23 protein-coding genes are annotated in these 22,711 nt (G+C 46.3%); 12 read left to right on the top strand and 11 right to left on the bottom strand.

The window, feature by feature from the left end; translation table 11 throughout:
* The first annotated feature begins 119 nt into the window (after positions 1 to 119).
* Complete coding sequence (locus NL647_RS24020) at positions 120 to 1,007, top strand: DMT family transporter (protein WP_253650739.1); 888 nt, start codon at positions 120 to 122, stop codon at positions 1,005 to 1,007.
* A 119-nt stretch (positions 1,008 to 1,126) separates the two neighbouring features.
* On the opposite strand, the gene gpmM is transcribed toward NL647_RS24020, so the two are convergent.
* Positions 1,127 to 2,659 (bottom strand): 2,3-bisphosphoglycerate-independent phosphoglycerate mutase, encoded by a 1,533-nt coding sequence (gene gpmM, locus NL647_RS24015; RefSeq protein ID WP_005448323.1) that lies wholly within the window; start codon positions 2,657 to 2,659, stop codon positions 1,127 to 1,129.
* 486 nt (positions 2,660 to 3,145) lie between these two features.
* Here gpmM and NL647_RS24010 point away from each other — a divergent pair, with 486 nt between their 5' ends.
* The 5 genes from NL647_RS24010 (at position 3,146) to NL647_RS23990 (ending at position 7,563) form a co-directional block, all read left to right on the top strand.
* A complete protein-coding gene (locus NL647_RS24010; RefSeq protein WP_005448321.1) occupies positions 3,146 to 3,580 on the top strand; it encodes a rhodanese-like domain-containing protein in 435 nt (144 codons plus the stop codon).
* 201 nt (positions 3,581 to 3,781) lie between these two features.
* Positions 3,782 to 4,246 carry a protein-export chaperone SecB gene (gene secB / locus NL647_RS24005; protein ID WP_005386410.1) on the top strand — a complete coding sequence of 155 codons (465 nt, stop codon included), beginning with the start codon at positions 3,782 to 3,784 and terminating at the stop codon, positions 4,244 to 4,246.
* A 204-nt stretch (positions 4,247 to 4,450) separates the two neighbouring features.
* A complete protein-coding gene (gene gpsA / locus NL647_RS24000; RefSeq protein ID WP_005448320.1) occupies positions 4,451 to 5,488 on the top strand; it encodes an NAD(P)H-dependent glycerol-3-phosphate dehydrogenase in 1,038 nt (345 codons plus the stop codon).
* Positions 5,489 to 5,566: 78 nt separating this feature from the next.
* A complete protein-coding gene (gene cysE / locus NL647_RS23995; protein ID WP_005381475.1) occupies positions 5,567 to 6,388 on the top strand; it encodes a serine O-acetyltransferase in 822 nt (273 codons plus the stop codon).
* A 26-nt stretch (positions 6,389 to 6,414) separates the two neighbouring features.
* Positions 6,415 to 7,563: a murein hydrolase activator EnvC gene (locus NL647_RS23990; RefSeq protein ID WP_005448319.1), complete on the top strand. Its 1,149-nt coding sequence runs from the start codon at positions 6,415 to 6,417 to the stop codon at positions 7,561 to 7,563.
* Positions 7,564 to 7,658: 95 nt separating this feature from the next.
* Here the strand turns inward: NL647_RS23990 and NL647_RS23985 are convergent, their stop codons facing one another.
* The 4 genes from NL647_RS23985 to epmA all read right to left on the bottom strand — a co-directional run bounded on the left by NL647_RS23985 (position 7,659) and on the right by epmA (position 10,814).
* Positions 7,659 to 8,615 carry an acetyltransferase gene (locus tag NL647_RS23985; RefSeq protein WP_050907133.1) on the bottom strand — a complete coding sequence of 319 codons (957 nt, stop codon included), beginning with the start codon at positions 8,613 to 8,615 and terminating at the stop codon, positions 7,659 to 7,661.
* Between the two features lie 186 nt (positions 8,616 to 8,801).
* Positions 8,802 to 9,437: a TetR/AcrR family transcriptional regulator gene (locus NL647_RS23980; protein WP_005448317.1), complete on the bottom strand. Its 636-nt coding sequence runs from the start codon at positions 9,435 to 9,437 to the stop codon at positions 8,802 to 8,804.
* A 21-nt stretch (positions 9,438 to 9,458) separates the two neighbouring features.
* Positions 9,459 to 9,833 carry a VanZ family protein gene (locus NL647_RS23975; RefSeq protein ID WP_253650738.1) on the bottom strand — a complete coding sequence of 125 codons (375 nt, stop codon included), beginning with the start codon at positions 9,831 to 9,833 and terminating at the stop codon, positions 9,459 to 9,461.
* Between the two features lie 9 nt (positions 9,834 to 9,842).
* Positions 9,843 to 10,814, bottom strand: coding sequence for an elongation factor P--(R)-beta-lysine ligase (gene epmA / locus NL647_RS23970; protein ID WP_253650737.1), 972 nt, complete (start codon positions 10,812 to 10,814; stop codon positions 9,843 to 9,845).
* A gap of 449 nt (positions 10,815 to 11,263) precedes the next feature.
* On the opposite strand from epmA, the gene frdA reads away from it, so the two are divergent.
* Genes frdA through frdD form a run of 4 tightly spaced genes read left to right on the top strand, consistent with a single transcriptional unit; the run spans position 11,264 to position 14,618 of the window.
* A complete protein-coding gene (frdA, locus tag NL647_RS23965) occupies positions 11,264 to 13,084 on the top strand; it encodes a fumarate reductase (quinol) flavoprotein subunit (RefSeq protein ID WP_005448312.1) in 1,821 nt (606 codons plus the stop codon).
* Positions 13,084 to 13,842, top strand: a complete 759-nt coding sequence (locus NL647_RS23960) for a succinate dehydrogenase/fumarate reductase iron-sulfur subunit (protein ID WP_005425032.1) — start codon at positions 13,084 to 13,086, stop codon at positions 13,840 to 13,842. Before frdA ends, NL647_RS23960 begins: the two co-directional genes overlap by 1 nt.
* 2 nt (positions 13,843 to 13,844) lie before the next feature.
* The gene (gene frdC, locus NL647_RS23955) at positions 13,845 to 14,228 is read left to right on the top strand and encodes a fumarate reductase subunit FrdC (protein ID WP_005425044.1); all 384 of its coding nucleotides are present in this window, start codon (positions 13,845 to 13,847) and stop codon (positions 14,226 to 14,228) included.
* A gap of 12 nt (positions 14,229 to 14,240) precedes the next feature.
* A complete protein-coding gene (gene frdD / locus NL647_RS23950) occupies positions 14,241 to 14,618 on the top strand; it encodes a fumarate reductase subunit FrdD (protein ID WP_005425034.1) in 378 nt (125 codons plus the stop codon).
* 91 nt (positions 14,619 to 14,709) lie between these two features.
* On the opposite strand, the gene NL647_RS23945 is transcribed toward frdD, so the two are convergent.
* The 3 genes from NL647_RS23945 to efp all read right to left on the bottom strand — a co-directional run bounded on the left by NL647_RS23945 (position 14,710) and on the right by efp (position 17,880).
* A complete protein-coding gene (locus NL647_RS23945; RefSeq protein WP_005448309.1) occupies positions 14,710 to 15,393 on the bottom strand; it encodes a nitroreductase family protein in 684 nt (227 codons plus the stop codon).
* 243 nt (positions 15,394 to 15,636) lie between these two features.
* Positions 15,637 to 17,040, bottom strand: coding sequence for an SPFH domain-containing protein (locus NL647_RS23940; RefSeq protein WP_005425046.1), 1,404 nt, complete (start codon positions 17,038 to 17,040; stop codon positions 15,637 to 15,639).
* A 273-nt stretch (positions 17,041 to 17,313) separates the two neighbouring features.
* Positions 17,314 to 17,880: an elongation factor P gene (gene efp / locus NL647_RS23935; RefSeq protein ID WP_005425036.1), complete on the bottom strand. Its 567-nt coding sequence runs from the start codon at positions 17,878 to 17,880 to the stop codon at positions 17,314 to 17,316.
* Positions 17,881 to 17,912: 32 nt separating this feature from the next.
* On the opposite strand from efp, the gene epmB reads away from it, so the two are divergent.
* Entirely contained in the window at positions 17,913 to 18,935 is a 1,023-nt protein-coding gene (gene epmB, locus NL647_RS23930; protein WP_009698894.1) for an EF-P beta-lysylation protein EpmB, read from the top strand.
* A 94-nt stretch (positions 18,936 to 19,029) separates the two neighbouring features.
* On the top strand, positions 19,030 to 19,527 hold the full coding sequence (locus tag NL647_RS23925; protein ID WP_005425045.1) for an MgtC/SapB family protein: 498 nt from the start codon (positions 19,030 to 19,032) through the stop codon (positions 19,525 to 19,527).
* Between the two features lie 77 nt (positions 19,528 to 19,604).
* Here the strand turns inward: NL647_RS23925 and NL647_RS23920 are convergent, their stop codons facing one another.
* From NL647_RS23920 to NL647_RS23910, 3 genes are all read right to left on the bottom strand, one after another.
* A complete protein-coding gene (locus NL647_RS23920; RefSeq protein WP_005448292.1) occupies positions 19,605 to 20,168 on the bottom strand; it encodes a hypothetical protein in 564 nt (187 codons plus the stop codon).
* 473 nt (positions 20,169 to 20,641) lie between these two features.
* Positions 20,642 to 22,288, bottom strand: a complete 1,647-nt coding sequence (groL, locus tag NL647_RS23915) for a chaperonin GroEL (RefSeq protein ID WP_009698895.1) — start codon at positions 22,286 to 22,288, stop codon at positions 20,642 to 20,644.
* Positions 22,289 to 22,362: 74 nt separating this feature from the next.
* The gene (locus NL647_RS23910; RefSeq protein WP_005448290.1) at positions 22,363 to 22,653 is read right to left on the bottom strand and encodes a co-chaperone GroES; all 291 of its coding nucleotides are present in this window, start codon (positions 22,651 to 22,653) and stop codon (positions 22,363 to 22,365) included.
* Between the last annotated feature and the right edge of the window lie 58 nt (positions 22,654 to 22,711).

Here is a 22,711-nt window from a genome sequence, read left to right as displayed (position 1 = left end):
CCCCATCAAAAGCAGCTCAACGAGCTGCTTTTTTATTGGCATAAATATGCGCTTTTAGATCTTTATAAATTCATGCATATTAAAGCCTCTCCCCTGCTCTACAAGGATGTCTCGCAATCATGGGTTATGAATGGCTGGCGCTGTGCGCTGCTTTCTTATGGGCTGTTTCTAGCTTAATTTCTGTTGTTCCCGCTCAACATCTCGGGGCGTTTGCTTATAGTCGATGGCGTATGGGCTGTACCGCGGTCATCCTCTCCACGATGGCGTGGTTCACGGGGGGCTGGCTAAGTGTCTCCACCGAACATATTACGCCAATGATGGCGTCCGGTTTAATCGGCATCTTTATTGGCGATACCGCGTTGTTCGGCTGTTTGAATCGCATGGGGCCACGCCAAGCAGGCTTGTTGTTTTCTTGCCATGCGGTGTTCTCTGCCATCTTGGGTTACTTCCTATTTAGCGAAAGCATGACTGGCACGGAGTTGATTGGTGCAACCTTAGTCTTCAGCGGTGTCGTAATGGCGATTTTCTATGGTCGACGCGGGCAAGCTAGCAACGCGCTAGAAGAGATCAAAGGCAACGTTTGGATTGGTATCGGGCTCGGGTTAACCGCCGCTATGTGTCAGGCTCTGGGTGGCATCATCGCTAAACCTGTCATGCAAACCACTGTTGACCCTGTCGCCGCCTCTGCCATTCGTATGATCAGTGCTTTCGTCGCACATTGTGCACTTTGGTTAATTGGCGCCAAAGTCGCTCGCGCGACTCAAACCATCACATGGAAAGTCTTTGGCATTACAGCATTAAATGGCTTTTTGGCTATGGCGATTGGTATGACATTGATTCTTTACGCCCTGCGTGAGGGTAACGTGGGAATGGTAGCGCTGCTTTCTTCAACAACACCTATCATGTTGTTGCCACTACTGTGGATTTATACCAAGAAACGCCCAAATCGATTTGCTTGGTTAGGCGCTGCACTAGCGGTTATTGGTACGGGCATCCTAGTGCAATAGTTCAGGTTCAATTAGGGTCTATTGACCTTAATAACTCTTCGCCTTACTCAACACAGGATCTCAGACACAAAAAAGCCCGAGTCAAACTCGGGCTTTTATCATTCTGAATCGTCAGTTAATTACTTAACTAGCACTTCACCAGACATTTCTGCAGGGATTTCTAGACCTGCTAGAGAAAGCATTGTTGGCGCAAGGTCAGACAGTTTACCGCCTTCTTTGAACTCAACCGCTTTGTCACCTACGTAGATTAGAGGTACTGGTAGGTTAGTGTGAGCAGTGTGGATGCCGCCAGTTTCAGGGTCGATCATCATTTCTGCGTTACCGTGGTCTGCCGTGATCAACAGTTGACCGCCAACTTCTTTGATCGCTTCAACCACTTTACCAACGCTTTCATCTAGAGCTTCGATTGCTTTCTCTGCAGCTTCGTAAACGCCAGTGTGACCAACCATATCTGCGTTCGGGTAGTTACAGATGATAGTATCGAACTTACCAGACTTGATAGCAGCAACCATCTTCTCTGTTAGCTCTGGAGAGCTCATTTCTGGCTGCATGTCGTAAGTTGCTACTTTTGGAGAAGCAACAAGTTGACGCTCTTCACCTTCAAATTCGTTCTCAACACCACCGTTGAAGAAGAAAGTCACGTGTGCGTATTTCTCTGTTTCAGAGATACGTAGCTGAGTTTGACCTTGCTTAGATAGCCACTCACCGTAAGTGTTTTCTAGAGACGCAGGTGGGAATGCGATTGCTAGAGGGATATCAGCCGCGTATTGAGTCAGCATTACAAAATTGATTGCTGGGAATGCAGCACGCTCGAAGCCGTCAAATGCAGGAACGAATGCACGCGTGATTTGACGCGCACGGTCAGCACGGTAGTTCATGAAGATAACTGCATCGCCATCTTGCATGATTGCGTCTTCTTGACCTTCCGCTTTAATAGCTGTTGCTTTAACGAACTCATCGTTTTCGTCACGAGCGTAAGCCGCTTCTAGACCAGCAACCGCTGTTTCTGCAGTGAACTCAGCTTTCGCTTGAGTTAGAAGATCGTAAGCAACTTGAACACGATCCCAGTTGTTGTCACGGTCCATTGCATAGTAACGACCAACTAGAGAAGCAACACGACCTTTACCTAGTTTCGCAAATAGATCTTGGAAACGTTGTAGTGAGTTTTCGGCACTACGTGGTGGCGTATCACGACCGTCTAGGAAGCAGTGTAGGTAGATCTTTTCAGCGCCACGAGCTGCTGCCATTTCAACGGCTGCGTAGATGTGGTCTTCGTGAGAGTGAACACCACCTGGAGACATAAGACCCATGATGTGTACTGCTTTTTCAGCTTTTACTGCAGAATCGATAGCTTCTACTAGTGCCGCTGTCTCAGCAAATTCACCATCAGCGATAGACTTAGTGATGCGAGTTAGATCTTGGTATACAACTCGACCTGCACCGATGTTGGTGTGACCAACTTCTGAGTTACCCATTTGACCATCAGGTAGGCCAACGTCCATGCCTGAAGCAGAGATAAGAGTGTGTGGGTTATTCGCAATCAGTGCATCCATTACTGGTGTTTTAGCATTTGCAATTGCGTTACTTGCTGTGTCTTCACGGTAACCGTAACCGTCAAGGATAACTAGAGCCAATGGCTTCTTAGCAGACATAGTGATGACCTCATCAAATTTAAGTAACTTTCGGTGTAGAGCTTCGCTGCTCCATCTAACCTTGAAACAAAACTAGCGTAATTTTACTACACTTTTTAACCAAAACTGTAGGTTAAGATCAAATAATGTTTGCGATTTATTGTTGCTATCTTACAAGTTAGCAAGCAATCCGACCTAGTCAGCAAACGTGTTCCACAAGCATAGTCACTTTCAAGATGCTTTGTACGACCACCGAAATACTTTGTTGAAAAACTTTTTGTTGTAACCCATTGTGCGCTTTTTCGACCAGAAGTGAAGTCAATTACGCCGATTGAATTGATAGGAGGAAGTGATAATAAGATTGCATGAATGACTAGCTTCAACCAGTTTGCTGGGAGCGCTTAGATCTCAATTATTCGTTAGAAAATTTTAACCCTCTCGCCTAAGGCGGCTATCCCCGCTATACTCCTGCTTTATTTTTCCGCCAACAGTGTAAGAGCTCAGGACATGCAAGAGTACATTGATTTTTTCCAACAGAACATGATTCTATCTTTGGTTTGGGTAGGTCTTCTTGTCGCATTCATCATGAACATCGTGAAATCTGCGACGGCAGCATACAAAGAGATTAACGTGAACCAATTGACTCACCTTATGAACCGTGAAAACGGCGTTGTGGTGGATATCCGCTCTAAAGATGAGTTCAAACAAGGTCACATCACCGACGCACTTCACATTTTGCCGTCTGATATCAAAGCAGGTAACTTTGGTAGCCTTGAAAACCGTAAATCAGACCCAATCATTGTGGTATGCAAAACGGGTCAAACCGCTCAAGAAAGTGCAAACCTACTAGCGAAAGCAGGCTTCGAAAACGTAAGCCTACTGAAGAACGGTTTGATTGCATGGAACGAAGCGAACCTTCCACTAGTACGTGGTAAGAAATAAGGTCGCGGTAAAACAATTTTGCCAGCCTCGTTTATATAAACTGAGCAAATAGAAAGCAGTTGAAGCACTAAGTTGTGATGCTTTGCACGTAATACGCGCTTCATCTAGTCAAGGTAGATTTGCTCAGTTAGTCTCAGGACAAACCATATTTCTGGGTTTAGAAAACCCTAGACCCAACAAATGTTTATTAAGGATTTAAAAATGGCTGAAGCAGCACCACAAGACGCACAACAAAACTTTGCAATTCAACGCATCTTCCTAAAAGACGTTTCTTTCGAAGCGCCTAACTCTCCAGTAATCTTCCAAAAAGAGTGGAACCCAGACGTTAAACTAGACCTAGACACTCAAAGCCGTGAGCTTGGTGAAGGTGTTTACGAAGTTGTTCTACGTCTAACAGTTACTGTTAAGAACGAAGAAGAAACAGCGTTCCTATGTGAAGTTCAACAAGGTGGTATCTTCACAGCTGAGCAAATGGAAGCAGGTCAACTTGCACATTGCCTAGGCGCATTCTGCCCGAACATCCTATTCCCATACGCTCGTGAAACTATCTCTAGCCTAGTAGTTAAAGGTACGTTCCCTCAACTGAACCTAGCACCAGTTAACTTCGACGCGCTATTCATGAACTACCTACAACAGCAAGCTCAACAAGGCGAAGCTGAAGCGTAATTCACGTTTTGTAAGTGACGTGTTGCCCTTCCTAAGAACGAGCTCACGTCATATACCTGAAGAAAATGCACAAAGCGTCCTCTCTGCGATGCAATGTGCATTTTTTATTTCTGATAAAAGTTCCTAGTTCCTAACCCCTAGAGAGCGTAAACTCTGGCGATTATGAACTAGATTCTACTAGTAGAAAGGCAATTAGGCGGTAGCATGACACAAGCAAATACAAACAATGCTTACGGTAAAGACATCGCAATGACTGTGATTGGTGCAGGCTCATACGGCACTTCTTTGGCAATCTCCCTTGCTCGTAACGGCGCAAACGTCATCCTATGGGGTCACGAGCCAGAGCATATGGCACGCCTTGAAGCAGACCGTGCCAACCACGAATTCCTACCTGGTATTGATTTCCCAGAGAGCTTGATTATTGAATCGGATTTAGAAAAAGCCGTTCAAGCAAGCCGTGACTTGTTAGTTGTGGTTCCTAGCCACGTTTTTGGCATCGTACTGAACAGCTGTAAGCCTTTCTTACGTGAAGATTCTCGTATTTGTTGGGCAACCAAAGGTCTTGAGCCAGAAACGGGTCGTCTACTAAAAGAAGTAGCATTCGATATCATCGGTGACAGCTACTCGTTGGCAGTTTTATCCGGTCCTACATTTGCTAAAGAGCTTGCGATGGGAATGCCAACAGCAATTTCTGTAGCTTCTCCAGACGCGAACTTTGTTGCTGATCTGCAAGAGAAAATCCACTGCAGCAAAACCTTCCGTGTCTACGCAAACAACGACTTTATCGGCATGCAATTGGGCGGTGCGGTGAAAAACGTTATTGCCATTGGTGCAGGTATGTCTGATGGTATCGGTTTTGGTGCCAATGCCCGTACAGCACTGATTACACGTGGTTTGGCAGAAATGAGCCGTCTTGGTGCCGCACTAGGCGCACAACCAGAAACCTTTATGGGTATGGCTGGCTTGGGCGACCTCGTCTTAACTTGTACCGATAACCAATCACGTAACCGCCGTTTTGGTTTGGCACTAGGTCAAGGTAAAGACGTCGACACTGCGCAAGAAGAAATCGGTCAAGTCGTTGAAGGCTACCGCAACACCAAAGAAGTTTGGATGCTCTCTCAGCGCATGGGCGTAGAGATGCCAATTGTTGACCAAATTTATCAAGTATTGTATCAAGGAAAGGATGCACGCCTGGCAGCGCAAGATTTACTTGCTCGTGACAAAAAAGCCGAAGGAAAGTAGCAATCTACCGCCTTTTGCACCTCATCTGAGAAGAATAGAAGTTGTCGGGTCACGGAAGAACCACTCAGGATATTGAGAATGAAACACTGCGAAAAACAAAAAGTCTGGAACAAAATTGTTTCAGAAGCCCGTGAGATGTCAGAGCAAGAGCCTATGCTGGCGAGCTTTTATCATGCGACCATCATCAAGCATGAAAGTCTATGTGCCGCATTGAGCTACATTCTGGCCAACAAATTGAACACCGCTTCCATGCCAGCAATGGCAGTGCGTGAAGTGGTTGAAGAAGCCTTTGCCGCCGATCCAACCATCACCGACGGCGCGGCTTGTGACATTTGTGCCACGGTTAATCGCGACCCTGCTGTTTCAATGTACTCAATGCCATTGTTGTACCTGAAAGGCTACCATGCTCTGCAAGGGTACCGAGTGGCAAACTGGTTATGGAAGCAAGGTCGTCACGCTCTTGCGACTTACCTGCAAAATCAGATTTCTGTAGCATGTCAGGTCGATATTCACCCTGCAGCGCGTATTGGTAGTGGTATCATGCTAGACCATGCAACTGGCATCGTGATTGGTGAAACCGCCGTTGTCGAAAACGACGTATCTATTCTGCAAGATGTCACTCTAGGTGGTACCGGTAAAGAATGCGGTGACCGTCACCCGAAAATTCGCGAAGGTGTAATGATCGGAGCTGGTGCTAAAATTCTTGGCAATATCGAAGTGGGCGAAGGCGCAAAAATTGGCTCTTGCTCTGTGGTATTGCAAGCAGTGCCGCCACACACAACCGTGGCTGGTGTGCCTGCAAAAATTGTTGGTCGTCCGAAAACGGACAAACCTTCTCTCGATATGGATCAAGGCTTTAACGGTAAATCGCAAAGCTTTATCCATGGGGATGGTATTTAATCGTCATCTGATCCTTTGACAATAATGTGGTAGGTAACTCTCAAGTGCGAAAACAAAATCACCCAGTGCTACGCTCGGCTATTTTATTAACTTGTGCTTTATCTGCCACATATCCCCTCACCTCTTTCGCCGCAAGCCAACAAGAGCTCAAAGGCGTATCTAGCGAAATCAATCGCCAGAAAAAGTCGCTAACTTCTCAAGAAAAACAGCTCAACGATCTGCAAAAATCGCTGAAAAGCCAAGAACTCGGTATCTCCAAGTTAGAACGCGAGATCAAACAAACCAAAGCAGACTTGGCACAAGCGGATCAAAACATCAGTAAGTTGGAAGAGAAGATTGCGCTGCAAGAAGCTCAACGCCAAGCACAAGAAGAAGAGCTCAAACAACTGATTCAAACCTACTACGTCACGGAGCGTGCGAAAGCCAATGGGCATCTCCTTAACGAAGGCGTAGAAGAAGATCGCATCAGCCAATACTTTCAACATCTTGCCAAAGCACGCGCGGAAGTCATTGATGCGATCACCAAAACCACCCAAGAGTTGGCGCACAACAAAAACCAACTCGAACTGGAAAAAGACCAAATTGAAACCTTGCTTAAGCAGCAGTCGGAAAAGCGCTCGTCATTGGCAAGCACGCAGTCGAAACGTAAAGGTACGCTGAGCAAGATTCAAAAGAGCATCAAAGATGACAAACGTTACTTAGCAGAACTGCAACGTAACGAAACCCGTCTAAAGGCCGAGATAGCGAAAGCAGCAAAACGTAATGCAGTACCGATGGACGGTATTGCAAAACAACGTGGAAAACTACCGTGGCCGTTGAAAGGTCGCGTACTGCACAGCTTCGGTACCAAACAAACAGGACAGGTAAACTGGAAAGGCATGGTGTTGTCTGCCAGATACGGTCAGCAAGTCAAAGCCGTTTACCCAGGCACCGTGGTATTTGCTGAATACCTGCGAGGCTACGGCTTAGTCGTGCTGCTTGATCACGGGAAAGGCGACATGACGCTTTACGGTTACAACCAAGCTTTGACCAAGAAAGAAGGTGATAAGGTGACCGCAGGTGAAGTGATTGCACTTGCAGGTGATACCGGTGGTCAAGACAGACCTTCACTGTACTTCGAAATTCGCCGTAACAGTGAAGCGCAAAACCCGAAATCTTGGTTAAAGCGTTTATAACTGCCGTTTATCATCGCAGTTCTAAACAGCACTATCGCGACACAAAAACAAAGGAGCCACTCGGCTCCTTTGTCGTATTCGCATTCAGAAAAATGCTAGGCGTAGTAAGTCTCTACTGCGTCGATGAAAGCACTGACATCGTCTTTGCTTAGTGCATTGATGCCTGCTGCGGCTTCTCGCCCCCCACCTGTAGGGAACTGCCCACACACTGCCACCGCACCTTGCTTGTTATTCAGTGGCGCACGAAGAGAAACAGTGTAAGTGCCGTCAGCGTTTTCCGTTAACACCGCATGCGCAGAGTCTGGAGTTTGGTTTGCAAGCCAGTTGCCATAAACACCACTGATTCGGCGTGATGCCGCATTGTCTGGCAGTTCAAACAACTTGAGCTTAGTGCTTTCGTGAGTCGCAGGGACGGCGAGTGCTGCGTCCATATCTTGCTGATAAGCCGATTGTAATTGATAGTAAGGTGACGCTTTATCTGCTATCGCATCGAATGGTGAAGCGTATTGCTTTAATGCTTGATACAAGTCCGCAGGATGGAAATGAAGGTCGTCTACTTTCGAGCCATAACCGTTGTAATTAATCAACGTCCCGAGCTCTTTTAACTGCGCTTTTTGCGCTTCATTGAGTCCGGCTTTATCCGCCAACACATCCGCCTTAGCAATCAAGTTATCGCCATAAGCAGCAGTGATAGCCCAAGTATGGAAACGTCCTTCCAACAACTGATCGACAATCAAAGCAGTACACATATTAGCATCGAGGTCGATGTGCGCGTCCAAATTACCATGCTGAGGGATCTCACCCGCTTTGTGGTGATCGGCGTAGAAAACATGCGCGCCTTGAGCTAAAGCTTGCTCTAAACCTACCATGTTCTTTTCCATTGAAATGTCCAACACCGTCAGTTCATCACCCGCTTGCACATCCACTTTCTCCACCAGCTTGATGTCGCGCTTTACGCCCGTAACCAACTCAGCGTTGATAGGATCCGCTAAACGCAACTGCAGCAATGCGATGATGCCGTCGGCATCGCCATTAAAAATGTCGTAATTCATTGAACGATAGTTCCTTTATCGAGAGTCATACCCCAACGGATGCTTTTAGGGTGCATGAATCCTATTGTGCGAAATGAGCACAGCAAGTCAACTCAAGGAGGGAGTTGAAAATGAGAGCTGCGCTCTAAACTTTAAGCGTAGAACCATACTCTCATTTTCTAGATTTAATAAGGAGGGAAAATAGTATTAACTGTGCAGTCGGCTCACCGCTTCTTCAAGCAGTAGCAATTGCTCCATACCTTGCTCGGTTGCCACTGGTTTAACGACATTGAGCATTTGCAGCATACCTTGTTTTACCATTTGCTCGGTAATTTCGGTCTTTGGTGACATCGCTGACTGGTAAGCTAACCAACTACACGCGATAAGGTGCAGTGTACAAACCAATGATTTCAACTGCTCTTGATCAACATTCAATAGTTTCAAAGACACAAACTCTTGCATGATCGCGATCAGGTTGGCTTGCAGCTTCTCTTGAACATCAATGTATTCATCATGCAGTTGTTCGTCTCGAGAAAGGATTTCGGGAAGATTCGCGTAGAAAAAACGGTACTTCCACATCAAAGTGAAGATCGAGTCGAGGTAGCTTTTCAGCATGGTCAGGCTCTCTTGAGAACCTTGAATAGGGGTAAAGCGTTCTAGCAGTTCCGCAGAGTATAGCGCGAAGATCTCACGCACAATTTCCTGCTTATTACGGAAGTGGTAGTAAAGGTTGCCTGGGCTAATTTCAATATGGTCAGCAATGTGATTGGTTGTGATATTGCGCTCACCATGTTGGTTGAACAGCTCAAGTGCGGCATAGACGATTTTGTCGCGCGTTTTCATGGTTATCGTATTCCCTCTTCATTATCGAATCGAGTATAGCGACTTCACCAACCTAGGTCGATAGAGGCTCCAAATACGGTAACATAGCAGACCAGTTAGAATACCAATCGAGTTCGCAATCAAGTCGTGCCAAGACGTTTGGCGCCCCACATAACCTTGTAAAACTTCAATCACAGCACTGAATAACAGAATACTCAGTGCCACAATCCAACGCTGACGCCAATTTGCGACACAGAAGCCTCCCAAGAAACCAAAACCACTGTATGCCATCGCATGCTGCATTTTGTCCAAGTACGCGATGTCGCCCCAATCTTGCAGCTCTCCCGAGCTCAGAGACAAGTACGCAATCAAAGTCGCATAACTAAGCAGCACCAAACGTCCAGCAGTCAGGTTCATTATTTATCCTTAAGCAATAGGGAATGGAAAAGCGGTCACTTGGTCGATATGGTCACAACCCAGCGCCAACATGATCAGGCGATCAACGCCTAACGCCACACCTGCGCAATCCGGCAAACCTGCTTCTAATGCGCCAATCAAATGGTAATCAATCGGCTGTGGTTTCAAACCCATTTCCAGACGCTTAGCATTATCTTGTTCAAAACGCGCCAATTGCTCTTTCGGGTTATCCAGCTCGTGGAAACCGTTCGCCAGCTCAATGCCTTTGAAGTACACCTCGAAACGATCCGCCACTCGGTTGTCTTGCGGATTGATCTTTGCCAGCGCCGCTTGCGATGCAGGGAAGTCATACACAAATGCAGGCGCTTGTTGACCAATCTTAGCTTCGACACCAATACTGAAAAGTAGTTGCAGCAAGGTATCGCGATCCTCCTCTGGCTCAGCAATATCACTTAGCCCTAGCTTAGCCGCGACCACTTTTAGCTCTTGCATCGAGCCTTCTAAAGGGCACACGCCTAGCACATCAATAAAAGCTTGCTGGTAAGTCATACGTTCTGCCTCACCACACTTCAGCACCAGTTGAAGTAGGTCATCCATCTCATCCATCAACTTATGGTGATCAAAACCAATCCGGTACCACTCCAGCATGGTGAACTCGGGGTTGTGATGACGACCATTCTCTTCGTTACGAAACGCTTTGTTAATTTGGTAGATACAGCCGCTGCCCGCCGCCAACAAGCGCTTCATATGGAATTCAGGGCTGGTCATAAAGAACAGTTTGCTACCGTCGGCATAACCCGGTCCAACAAACTCTGTTTGGAAGGTATGCAAATGAATGTCCGTCACCGTGGCGTGACTCATGGCTGGCGTGTCAACTTCCATCACCTGTCGCTCGGCAAAGAATTGACGAATAGCGGTGATCAACGCAGCACGTTGACGAAGTTGTTCCATAGAAGCGGTAGGTTGCCAGGTCGTTTGCATAACAAGAGTCTCAATACATTGGTGAGCGAGGAAAATAGCAATTTTGGCACGCTTTGCCTAGTTCATCGATAGGGGATTCCTCTTAATTTCATCCGTCTAAATACGAATAAAACTCGATTAAAACTGAAGCAAGCATTTCACGTTCCACAGTACAAAAAACACTCACAATTAATCCTATTATCAATGAGGGTAATGTCGTGCAACACCTATGTAACATTGAGCGAGTTTACGTTTATCCCTCAACCGTTTCGTGCCGTGATAGCAGTCACATAACCTAGAATTTCTATGCTCTTGTGTGCATTACCGGAGAAAAAACCCAAATACATCAATTTTTCTGCCATAAGGCTCCCCTACACTAACCCTACTACTTTTGAGGGATTGCCTTAAAACCCTTCCCTCACACTCACAATAACAAGCGGATTTCCGCAATCACACACTGGAGGATAACTGTGCAAATTATCACCACAGATATCGCAGTCATCGGCGCAGGCGGCGCTGGTCTTCGTACTGCTATTGCAGCGGCTGAAGCAAACCCGGACTTAGAAGTAGCACTTATTTCTAAAGTTTACCCAATGCGCTCCCACACGGTTGCTGCAGAAGGTGGCTCAGCAGCAGTTATCAAGGATGAAGATAGCTTAGACAACCACTTCAACGACACTGTTGGCGGTGGTGACTGGCTATGTGAACAGGACGTTGTTGAATACTTTGTAGAGAACGCGACTCGCGAAATGATCCAAATGGAGCAATGGGGTTGCCCATGGAGTCGTAAAGAGAACGGTGAAGTCAACGTACGCCGCTTTGGTGGTATGAAGGTTGAACGTACTTGGTTCGCTGCAGATAAAACTGGCTTCCACATGCTTCACACGCTATTCCAGACGTCGATGAAGTACGACAACATCAAGCGCTTTGATGAGTACTTTGTTGTCGACTTGCTTGTTGATGAAGGTGAAGTACAAGGTCTGATTGCAATCCACATGTCTGAAGGTGAACTGGTTACGATTAAGGCGAAGTCTGTCGTACTAGCAACGGGTGGCGCAGGTCGCGTTTACCACTGTAACACCAACGGCGGTATCGTAACGGGCGACGGCATGGCGATGGCTTACCGTCACGGTGTTCCTCTACGTGATATGGAATTCGTTCAGTACCACCCAACAGGTCTTCCTGGCACTGGTATCCTGATGACTGAAGGTTGTCGTGGTGAAGGCGGTATCATCGTCAACAAAGACGGCTACCGTTACCTACAAGACTACGGTATGGGTCCTGAGACTCCAGTGGGTCAACCTAAGAACAAATACATGGAACTGGGTCCACGTGACAAAGTTTCTCAAGCTTTCTGGCACGAACAACAGAAAGGCAACACCATCAAACACCCTCTTGGTGATGTAGTGCATCTAGATCTTCGCCACCTAGGTGAAGAGTACCTACAAGAGCGTCTACCGTTCATCTGTGAACTAGCGAAAGCTTACGTGAACGTTGACCCTGCAAAAGAGCCAATTCCAATTCGTCCAACGGTTCACTACACCATGGGTGGTATTGAGACTAACGGCGAATGTGAAACTCGCATTAAAGGTCTATTCGCGGTTGGCGAATGTGCGTCTGTTGGTCTTCACGGTGCAAACCGTCTAGGTTCTAACTCGCTGGCTGAGTTCGTGGTATTTGGTCGCGTTGCGGGTGAACAAGCGGTGAAACGTGCTGCAGAATTTAAAGGCTGGAACGAAGAGTCTATCGCGACTCAGGTGAAAGCAGTTGAAGACCGCATTGCCGCTCTAATGAACCAAGAAGGTGATGAAAACTGGGCAGATATCCGTACTGAAATGGGTCACACCATGGAAGCAGGTTGTGGTATCTACCGCCAAGAAGACTTGATGCAAGCAACCATCGAGAAAATCACTGAGCTGAAAGAGCGTTACAAGAAAATCAGCATCAAAGACAAAGGCAAAGTGTTCAACACTGACCTTCTTTACGCTATTGAAGTGGGCTACGGTCTAGAAGTCGCAGAAGCGATGGTTCACTCTGCAATCCTGCGTAAAGAATCTCGTGGTGCGCACCAACGTCTAGACGATGGTTGTACAGAGCGTGATGACGTGAACTTCCTGAAACACTCGCTTGCTTTCTTCAAAGAAGATGCAGCACCAAGTATCGACTACAGCAACGTGACGATTACTAAGTCACAGCCTAAAGCGCGTCTATACGGTGAAGCAGCAGAGAAAGCAGCAGCAGCTGAAAAAGCCGCTGAAGCAGAAGCGAAGAAGGCAGAGGAGCAAGCATAATGTCATCAAACCGCATTCAAAAAGTCGACATTCTGCGTTACGACCCAGAGAAGGACGCAGAACCATATACTCAAACGTTCGAAGTACCTTTTGATGAAACCATGTCTGTGCTTGATGCGCTTGGTTACATCAAAGATCACCTAGACAAAGATCTGTCTTACCGCTGGTCTTGTCGAATGGCGATCTGTGGTTCTTGCGGCATCATGGTAAACAACGTGCCTAAGCTAGCTTGTAAGAGCTTCCTACGTGATTACCCGAATGGCGTGACTATCGAGCCACTAGCAAACTTCCCAATCGAGAAAGACTTGATCGTGGACATGACGCCGTTCATCGAGCGCTTAGAAGCTATCAAACCTTACATCATTGGTAACGACCGCAAACCAGAAGACGGCACAAACCTGCAAACGCCTGAGCAAATGGCGAAATACAAGCAGTTTGCTGGCTGTATCAACTGTGGTCTGTGCTACGCAGCATGTCCTCAGTTTGGTTTGAACCCTGAGTTCATCGGTCCTGCTGCTCTAACTCTGGCACACCGTTACAACCTAGACAGCCGTGACAACGGTAAAGATGAGCGCATGAAGCTGATCAACGGTGAAAACGGCGCTTGGGGTTGTACGTTCGTAGGTTACTGTTCTGAAGTTTGTCCGAAGAGCGTAGATCCTGCAGCGGCAGTAAACCAAGGCAAAGTAGAGTCTTCTATGGACTTCGTAATTGCTATGTTGAAACCTGATGGTTCACCGAAAAAAGTGGAGGCATAAGGATGAGCAACCGTAAACCTTACGTTCGTGAAGTAAAACGCACTTGGTGGAAGAACCATCCTTTCTACCGCTTCTACATGCTACGTGAAGCAACTGTGCTTCCTCTAATCCTGTTCACTATCTTCCTGACTTTCGGTCTAGGTTCTCTAGTGAAAGGTCCTGAAGCTTGGCAAGGTTGGTTGGAGTTCATGGCAAACCCTATCGTGGTAGCGATCAACATCGTTGCACTACTAGGTAGCCTGTTCCACGCACAAACTTTCTTCAGCATGATGCCACAGGTTATGCCAATTCGTCTGAAAGGCAAACCAGTGGATAAGAAAATCATCGTTCTGACTCAGTGGGCAGCAGTTGCGTTCATCTCACTGATCGTTCTCATCGTGATGTAAGGAGCTTGAGTAATGAAACCAAATTATAGTGTTAATACAGCACCGAAACGTTCTGATGAGCCAATCTGGTGGGGTCTATTTGGTGCCGGTGGTACTTGGTTCGCAATGATCACGCCAATCACGGTACTCGTACTCGGCATCCTAGTTCCACTAGGTGTGATTGATGCAGAAGCAATGAGCTACGAGCGCGTATCTGAATTCGCAACCAGCATCATTGGTGCACTGTTCATCATCGGTACGCTAGCACTGCCAATGTGGCATGCAATGCACCGTGTACACCACGGCATGCACGACCTTAAATTCCACACAGGGGTGGTAGGTAAGATCGCATGTTACGCGTTTGCAGGTCTTATCTCTGCACTGGCTGTTGTCTTTATCTTCATGATTTAAGACGCTGACGGAAAATGAAAAAAGCTGGCACCTCGCCAGCTTTTTTATTGCCTGTTATTTGGTTTATCGTCAGCGCTATTCGTTTCAGACACTATTCAATAAAGGTCGCGATTTCATCCAGTGACTTTTTGTGCATTGCATGTTCTGGAATGGTTGCGTTTTCTTCCGGATAACCGGTCACAATCAACATGTATGGACGGTCAACATCGTTGTCTCGGCCACAAATCTTACTCAAGAAACTCATCGGCTTTGGCGTGTGAGTCAAGGTACCCAAACCGGCGTTATGCAATGCTTGAAGCAAAAAGCCTGTGGCAATCCCTACTGACTCGTGTACGTAATAATTGGTTTGTTCCCCATCATTGCTCATGCCACCTTTCTTTTGCGAAAACACAGCGATCAGCCACGGCGCTTTTTCCAAATACGGCTTACTGGCATTCGTGCCGAGTGGTTTCAGTGCATCTAACCATTCTTGCCCAGCTCGACCTTCATAGAAAGAACGTTCTAATTCTTCAGCGGCTTGGCGGATCTGCCCTTTCACTTCTGCACGGTTAATCGCAACGAAATGCCAAGGTTGATGGTTTGCCCCACTAGGTGCCGTACCTGCCGCTCGAATACAGTGCTCAATCACTTCTTTCGCAACTGGGCGATCAGAGAAACTTCGAATGGAATGACGGCGCTGAAGTTGCTCAAGATTATGTACAGCTCTTGCTGCCATTTCTTGCGGAGGGTATTCCACATAATCATTGAGTGGATGGTGTTGCTCTTGAGTAGACATAGTGCTTCCTTGCGCTTGTTGGATGTTGATTCACTATAGCCACAAATTTCACCCTCGCCTTTTTATCTTCATAAAATCAATGTGATATTGAGATAAGGTGCAAATATTAAGCACTATTTTGCCAATAAAAAAGAGAGGCTGATAACTCGTATCAGCCTCTGCGTTACTCTGATTTGTACAGTTATCAGAGCTTTTAGTCACCTATGATCTTTTTGCTTTTTGAGCTTTTGACCACCCATGATCTTATTGCTGTGTGACCTTCTTAGTTTGGTCCATTAAGCCCAACGCGCCAAAGCCAGTAATCACATCAAGGTTGGTTTTCAGACCTGTTTCTTCACCACCACCAATGTAGTTTTGTGGCATCTGCACTTGGAAGTTTTGCAGGTTGTTGTACAGCGAGTTCGCCACGTCTCGATTCAACTCTGCCAAGTACACTTCTCTGTTTGCGCCCAATGCCGCATACTTCGCTTTCAAGACTTCCGCTTCTGCACGACCTTTTTCAAGAATCGCTTTTGCTTCAAATTCCGCAGACAAAGCATTGGCTTTTTGAATCGCTAGGTTAGCTTCCGCTACTGCTAGCTCTTTCTCTTTTTCCACCTCAGCCAGTCGCTTAGTTTTCTCTACTTCAACAATTTCACGCTCCGCAATTTGACGCGCAACTTCGACTTCTTTTTGCTGTGCGATGATCGCGAGCTCTTTGCTACGCTGAGCATCTTGTACTTCACGAGTACGTTGAATCTCTTTACGTAACTGCTCAGTCTCTGCCTGTGCTTTGGAGGTCTCTTGCTCCTGAATCGCACGAATACGGTCGGCAACTAGACGCTTCTTATCTGCCAACAACTGATCAAGCTGTTTCTCTGGCTGCGGGTCACCGATGGTCACCTGCGTCACTTGAATACCGTATTGCTGTAGCGGGTTATCCTGTCGGATTGGTTGCCCCGTTCCATCCACAACCGGAACCGTTTTCCACACCAATTGGTTAGTACGTTGCAGTTGGTTCGCGTTCGACTGATTCGCACCCACCGGAGCTAGGTCTAGCTCTTCCACTTCTACCTGACGACGCTCAGTCAGATAAATGCCTTCACGCAGTTGATCACCCAATTTGGATTTGAACTGGTTCAAACCACCTTGGAAGAACTCTTCCCCCGTGTACTGGGTCGCGGTAATCACTGTCACGTTACGTGCGTTCTTCACCAACAGAGCATCGATAAGGTTGCTGTTGTTGCGGAACTCTTTGTGCATCTTCTTAACCGCTTCAGGATCATTGCTGAGCTTAAAGCGGAATGTCACCGGAATTTGACCAATGTAGGTATCGGCAAAGCGAACCTGCACCGCATCAAGGCGTTGATAAAAATCCTCGCCCTTGCTGTTACCAAATGACACGGTGATCACTTGGTCATACTTGGTGATCTTAGACAGGAACGGCATACGAAAATGAATGCCCGGCTCCGTGAATACATCCAATTCACCGGTGATGTTGTTCTGATGCACATAGCTGTAACCCGCATCGGTCATTAGCACTGAGCTGTTAATCGTTAAGCCTATGGCCAGCAGCGGGATACCAAATACGGCTGCTTTCAATCCTTTATGTAGTAACTGACGTCTCTCTTCCACTTTTAAACCTCGTCCTAAGCCTCTGCTTTCCATTTTGTTCTCCTTTTTAGGTTGTCATTGAGTTAAATCGATAAAAATCAAATTGCTATACAACTCGCTGACAACGAGGACTAATGTATCAAATTGTGACATTAAGAAATAATCGAAAGATTCATGAAATAAATAAGATTTTTACGAATAATACAAAATCATTAAAAATTTGCGGAGGATATCGATGTTTTGCACAGAAGCATTAAAGGGAGGGGAATTGCAGACAATAAAAAAGGCCGCCGAAGCGACCTTTTTCATCAAATACGTTTGAGTGAATTACTTCACACGACCTACGTATTCAGCAGTACGAGTGTCAACTTTGATCACTTCACCGATTGCGATGAATAGTGGAACACGTACAACAGCGCCAGTTGATAGCGTAGCTGGTTTACCACCTGTGCCTTGAGTATCACCTTTCAGACCTGGATCTGTATCTGTAACTTCTAGCTCAACGAAGTTTGGTGGAGTAACAGTAATTGGGTTACCGTTCCAAAGCGTGATCATACAAGTGTTGTTTTCTACCAACCACTTAGCGTTGTCGCCAACTGCTTTCGCGTCTGCAGCGATCTGCTCGAAAGTTTCGTTGTTCATAAAGTGGTAGAATTCGCCGTCTGAATATAGATAATCTAGGTCGATATCCATTACGTCTGCCACTTCACAAGTGTCACCAGACTTGAATGTTTTCTCTAGCACTTTACCAGAAAGAAGTTTACGAATTTTAACGCGGTTGAACGCTTGGCCTTTACCTGGTTTAACGTATTCGTTTTCCAGAATTACACAAGGCTCGTTATCAAGCATTAACTTAAGGCCGCCTTTAAATTCATTGGTGCTAACTGTAGCCATTTTTTCCTCTTACATTCTTAGAGCTAAATTCAATGCCGCACATAATAACCCGAAAAGTCGAATCTGTTGAGCAAAACTGGCTCAAACAGTTAGCGAATGGGATCTCTGATCCTGCAAAATTGCTGGAAATGTTGGAAATTGATCCATCGCCATGGCTGGACGGGTTTGCTGCGCGCAAGCTGTTTGCACAGCGTGTACCGCAAAGTTTTGTCGATAGGATGGAAAAAGGCAATCCTTACGATCCACTTTTACGCCAAGTATTACCTTTGAGCGAAGAATTTGAGGTCCATGAAGGCTATTCCAATGATCCGCTAGAAGAGCAAGACAATGACATTCCGGGATTGCTGCACAAGTATCGCAACCGCGCCTTGATGATTGTGAAAGGCGGCTGTGCGGTGAATTGCCGTTACTGCTTCCGCCGCCACTTCCCTTATCAAGAAAACAAAAGCGGTAAGCAAGCATGGACTAAGTGCCTTGAGTACATGGCACAACAACCTGAGCTAAACGAAGTGATCTTCTCTGGTGGCGATCCTTTGATGGCAAAAGACGATGAGATCCACTGGCTATTGGAGCACATCGCACAAATTCCACATATCAAACGCCTGCGTATTCACAGCCGTTTGCCTGTCGTGATTCCTGCTCGTATTACTGATGAGCTATGTCACCTACTTCGCGCTTCTCGTCTGCAAATCATCTTGGTGACTCATATCAACCACGCCAACGAAATCAACGCTGAGTTTGCCGCTCAAATGGCGAAGTTGAAGCAGGCTGGCGTTACCTTGCTAAACCAGGGGGTACTGCTGAAAGACGTTAACAACAGCGTTGAAGCACAAGTTGCACTGAACGAAGCGTTATTTGATGCTGGCATTTTGCCTTACTACTTGCACGTTTTAGATAAAGTCCAAGGCGCGGCACACTACTTTGTTTCCGATGAAGAAGCGAAAGAGCTCATGCGTGGCGTAATCACGCGAGTGTCTGGATATTTAGTGCCTAAATTGACCCGTGAAATTGGTGGTCGACCAAGTAAAACACCACTGGATCTGCATCTAGAGTAAGTTGCTTGCCGTATAAAGATTGTCGTTACGAGTAAAAGCTTTTGTTCGCTCAGGCGGTCTTATCTATGCATACTCCGCAAATTTGGAGGTTAAGATGCAAGCAACTTTTGAACACTATTTCGATCTTGGCCCATTCAGTTGGGCGGCATTACTTTGCTGCGCAATCAATGGTTTGATGATTGGCATTGAGCGTCAAACTCGAGGTAAACCCGTTGGTATTCGTACTGCAATTCTCGTCATATCAGGTACTTACCTATTTATGTCAATGGCGGTTTCGCTCTCACCGAACACATTAGACCAAGCTCGTGTTCTTGGGCAGATCATTACTGGTGTTGGTTTTTTAGGTGCAGGTGTGATGATGACTCAAGACGGCAAAATCCATGGTGTGACTTCAGCAGCAGTAATTTGGGTATTGGCAGGCTTGGGCTTGATGATTGGCTTAGGTTACTTATCGCAGTCGATCATTATTACCGTGTTGGCACTGACCGTTTTGCTCGGTGTAGACCGGGCAGAAAACCGCGTCAAAGCTTTGCGCCGCGGTGTGCACCAGAAAATGCAGCAGCGAAAAACATCTACACGTTTGATCAAATAATCCATTCAATAAAAAAGACCCCGACGTCTCGCCGGGGTCTTTTTGTATCTGGCATTTATCGTGGAAGGTCGCGGAACTTATTTCGCAAAGTTCACGATAGGGAAACACTTGAAGAAACCGTTGTCCGCACAGTTTAGAAGACCAATTTGAACACCATCGATTTGGTCAGTCATGTTGAAGACACCAAGCTGGAAGTTAGATTTTTTAGAGATACTTGCCAGACCAATGTCTGCCATTGTGTAACCTTCAGAGTAGTTCACCGCACTCCAGTTCAAACCTTTCACATTGTTTGTTACGTTCACTGCACCCAAGTTAACACCATTCGTCTGACCTTGGTTCCAGTTAAATAGACCCAGAGAAGCACCTGTCATTTCTTGATTTACTTTTGATGCACCAAAGAAAAGACCGAAGTTCACACCGGTTGTACGATCTGTTTCAGACATACCAAGTAGAGAGAAATCGACACCTTTCACTTCGTTCACCTGACCGTGAAGAACAGCAAGACGCACACCACCAACAGAGGAGTTAGAAGGCGCGTTCGTGTTGTCGATTGTAGAGAACATAACTGGTGAGCTATCAGCAAGAGCAACAGGTGAAGCGATAACGGCTGCAACAGCCAGTGACGTCATTAGCTTTTTCATTTTCATCTCCATGGGGATTTGTCTTTTACAACATAGTGTAGTGTTCAGAGTTTGCGCTATTTTTAGTTGATGAATGTTAGCGCTAAGTCATATTTAACTGAGTGAATATTTAACCCAATAATTCACACACATTATTTATCCGCTTTTTTCCTAAACTCTGATGATTAGTAACCACTCAATTTCGAGTGTTTCCGTCAATGTTCTCAGCACTCAGCTCAACCCAATAACACCTTGCTCTGCTATGTCTAACGAAGAAGAATCAGAATTTCCCTACAACTCAATCTCACCAACAAACAGTCCCAATTCACAGACATAAAAAAGCCGAGGCATTCACCTCGGCTTCCTAGTTTGGTTTGGTCGGTTGTCTTTAAGCTATAACGTCTTAGAGCAAAGAGAAAGCGCGGAGTTTACGCACGTAAATGAGCACTTTCGATGCAGCTATAAGGCGTTAGAGCGACAAGACCAGCAGCAAATTACATCATGCCGCCCATACCACCCATACCGCCCATACCACCCATGTCAGGCATACCTGCGCCTTCTTTTTGTGGTAGGTCAGTAACCATCGCTTCAGTTGTGATCATTAGACCTGCAACTGATGCTGCAAATTGTAGAGCAGAACGCGTTACTTTAGTTGGGTCTAGGATACCCATCTCTAGCATGTCGCCGTACTCGCCTGTTGCTGCGTTGTAGCCGTAAGAACCTTCACCTGCTTTCACGTTGTTCGCTACTACTGACTCTTCATCACCCGCGTTCTTCGTGATTTGACGGATTGGCGCTTCCATTGCACGTAGTGCAACGCGGATACCAACGTTTTGCTCTTCATTGTCGCCTTCTAGGTCAACAATCTTAGATGCTGCACGGATGAGTGCTACACCACCACCAGCAACAACGCCTTCTTCAACCGCTGCGCGAGTTGCATGCAGTGCATCTTCTACGCGGTCTTTCTTCTCTTTCATCTCAACTTCAGTTGCTGCACCAACTTTGATTACTGCAACACCGCCTGCTAGCTTAGCAACGCGCTCTTGTAGTTTCTCTTTGTCGTAGTCTGAAGTTGCATCTTCGATTTGCTGACGGATTTGAGCAACACGACCTTGGATCATTGCTTCTTCACCCACGCCATCGATGATGGTTGTGTTTTCTTTTGTGATTGCAACGCGCTTCGCCTGACCTAGGTCTTCTAGTGCTACTTTTTCTAGCTCTAGACCAACTTCTTCAGAAATCACGATACCGCCAGTTAGGATAGCGATGTCTTGTAGCATTGCTTTACGACGGTCACCGAAACCAGGCGCTTTCACTGCTGCTACTTTCACGATGCCACGCATGTTGTTCACAACAAGTGTTGCTAGTGCTTCACCTTCTACGTCTTCAGCGATGATAAGTAGTGGGCGAGATGCTTTTGCTACTGCTTCTAGTGCTGGAAGAAGTTCACGGATGTTCGATACTTTCTTATCGATCAGAAGGATGAATGGGTTTTCTAGATCAACAGAACCTGCTTCTTGGTTGTTGATGAAGTAAGGAGATAGGTAACCGCGGTCGAACTGCATACCTTCAACTACATCTAGCTCATCTTGTAGTGCTTGACCTTCTTCAACAGTGATAACACCGTCGCGACCAACTTTTTCCATTGCTTCAGCAATGATGTTACCTACGCTTGAGTCAGAGTTCGCAGAGATGGTACCAACCTGTGCGATTGCTTTGGTGTCGTTACACTCAACAGATAGCTCTTTTAGTTGCTCAACTGCTGCGATAACTGCTTTGTCGATACCGCGCTTAAGGTCCATTGGGTTCATACCCGCTGCAACCGCTTTTAGACCTTCATTTACGATTGCTTGCGCTAGTACGGTTGCTGTTGTTGTACCGTCACCCGCTGCGTCGTTTGCTTTAGACGCAACTTCTTTAACCATTTGTGCGCCCATGTTCTGGAATTTATCTTCCAGTTCAATTTCACGCGCTACTGATACACCATCTTTAGTGATCGTTGGTGCACCAAAAGATTTGTCTAGAACTACGTTACGACCTTTAGGACCCAGTGTTACTTTTACTGCGTCCGCTAGAACGTTTACGCCTTCTAGCATTTTAACTCGTGCGTCATTACCAAATTTAACGTCTTTAGCAGCCATCTTTGATTTCCTTTCTAAATTCTGTTTTCGATTTCGTTTTTGAATCAGAGCAAAAAATTACTCAACGATTGCTATTAGTCGACAATAGCCATGATGTCGTTTTCAGACATTACTAGCACTTCTTTACCGTCGATTTTTTCAGTTTTAGTACCGTAACCTTCAGCGAAGATAACAGTATCACCAACTTTAACGTCCAGCGGTAGCACTGTGCCGTTCTCTAGGATGCGGCCTTTACCCACAGCTAGAACAACACCGCGAGTCGATTTTTCCGCAGCAGAACCAGTTAAAACGATGCCACCAGCTGACTTTGATTCAACTTCTTTACGTTCAACGATAACTCGGTCATGTAATGGACGAATGTTCATCGGTCGTCTCTCCTGAAAATTTCCATGTTTATTTGATAATTGCCCGCGCAGGGGCACG

It is taken from the genome of Vibrio sp. Y29_XK_CS5 (assembly GCF_024181835.1).
GTDB lineage: Bacteria > Pseudomonadota > Gammaproteobacteria > Enterobacterales > Vibrionaceae > Vibrio > Vibrio harveyi.
This window is presented reverse-complemented; position numbering and strand designations above follow the sequence as displayed.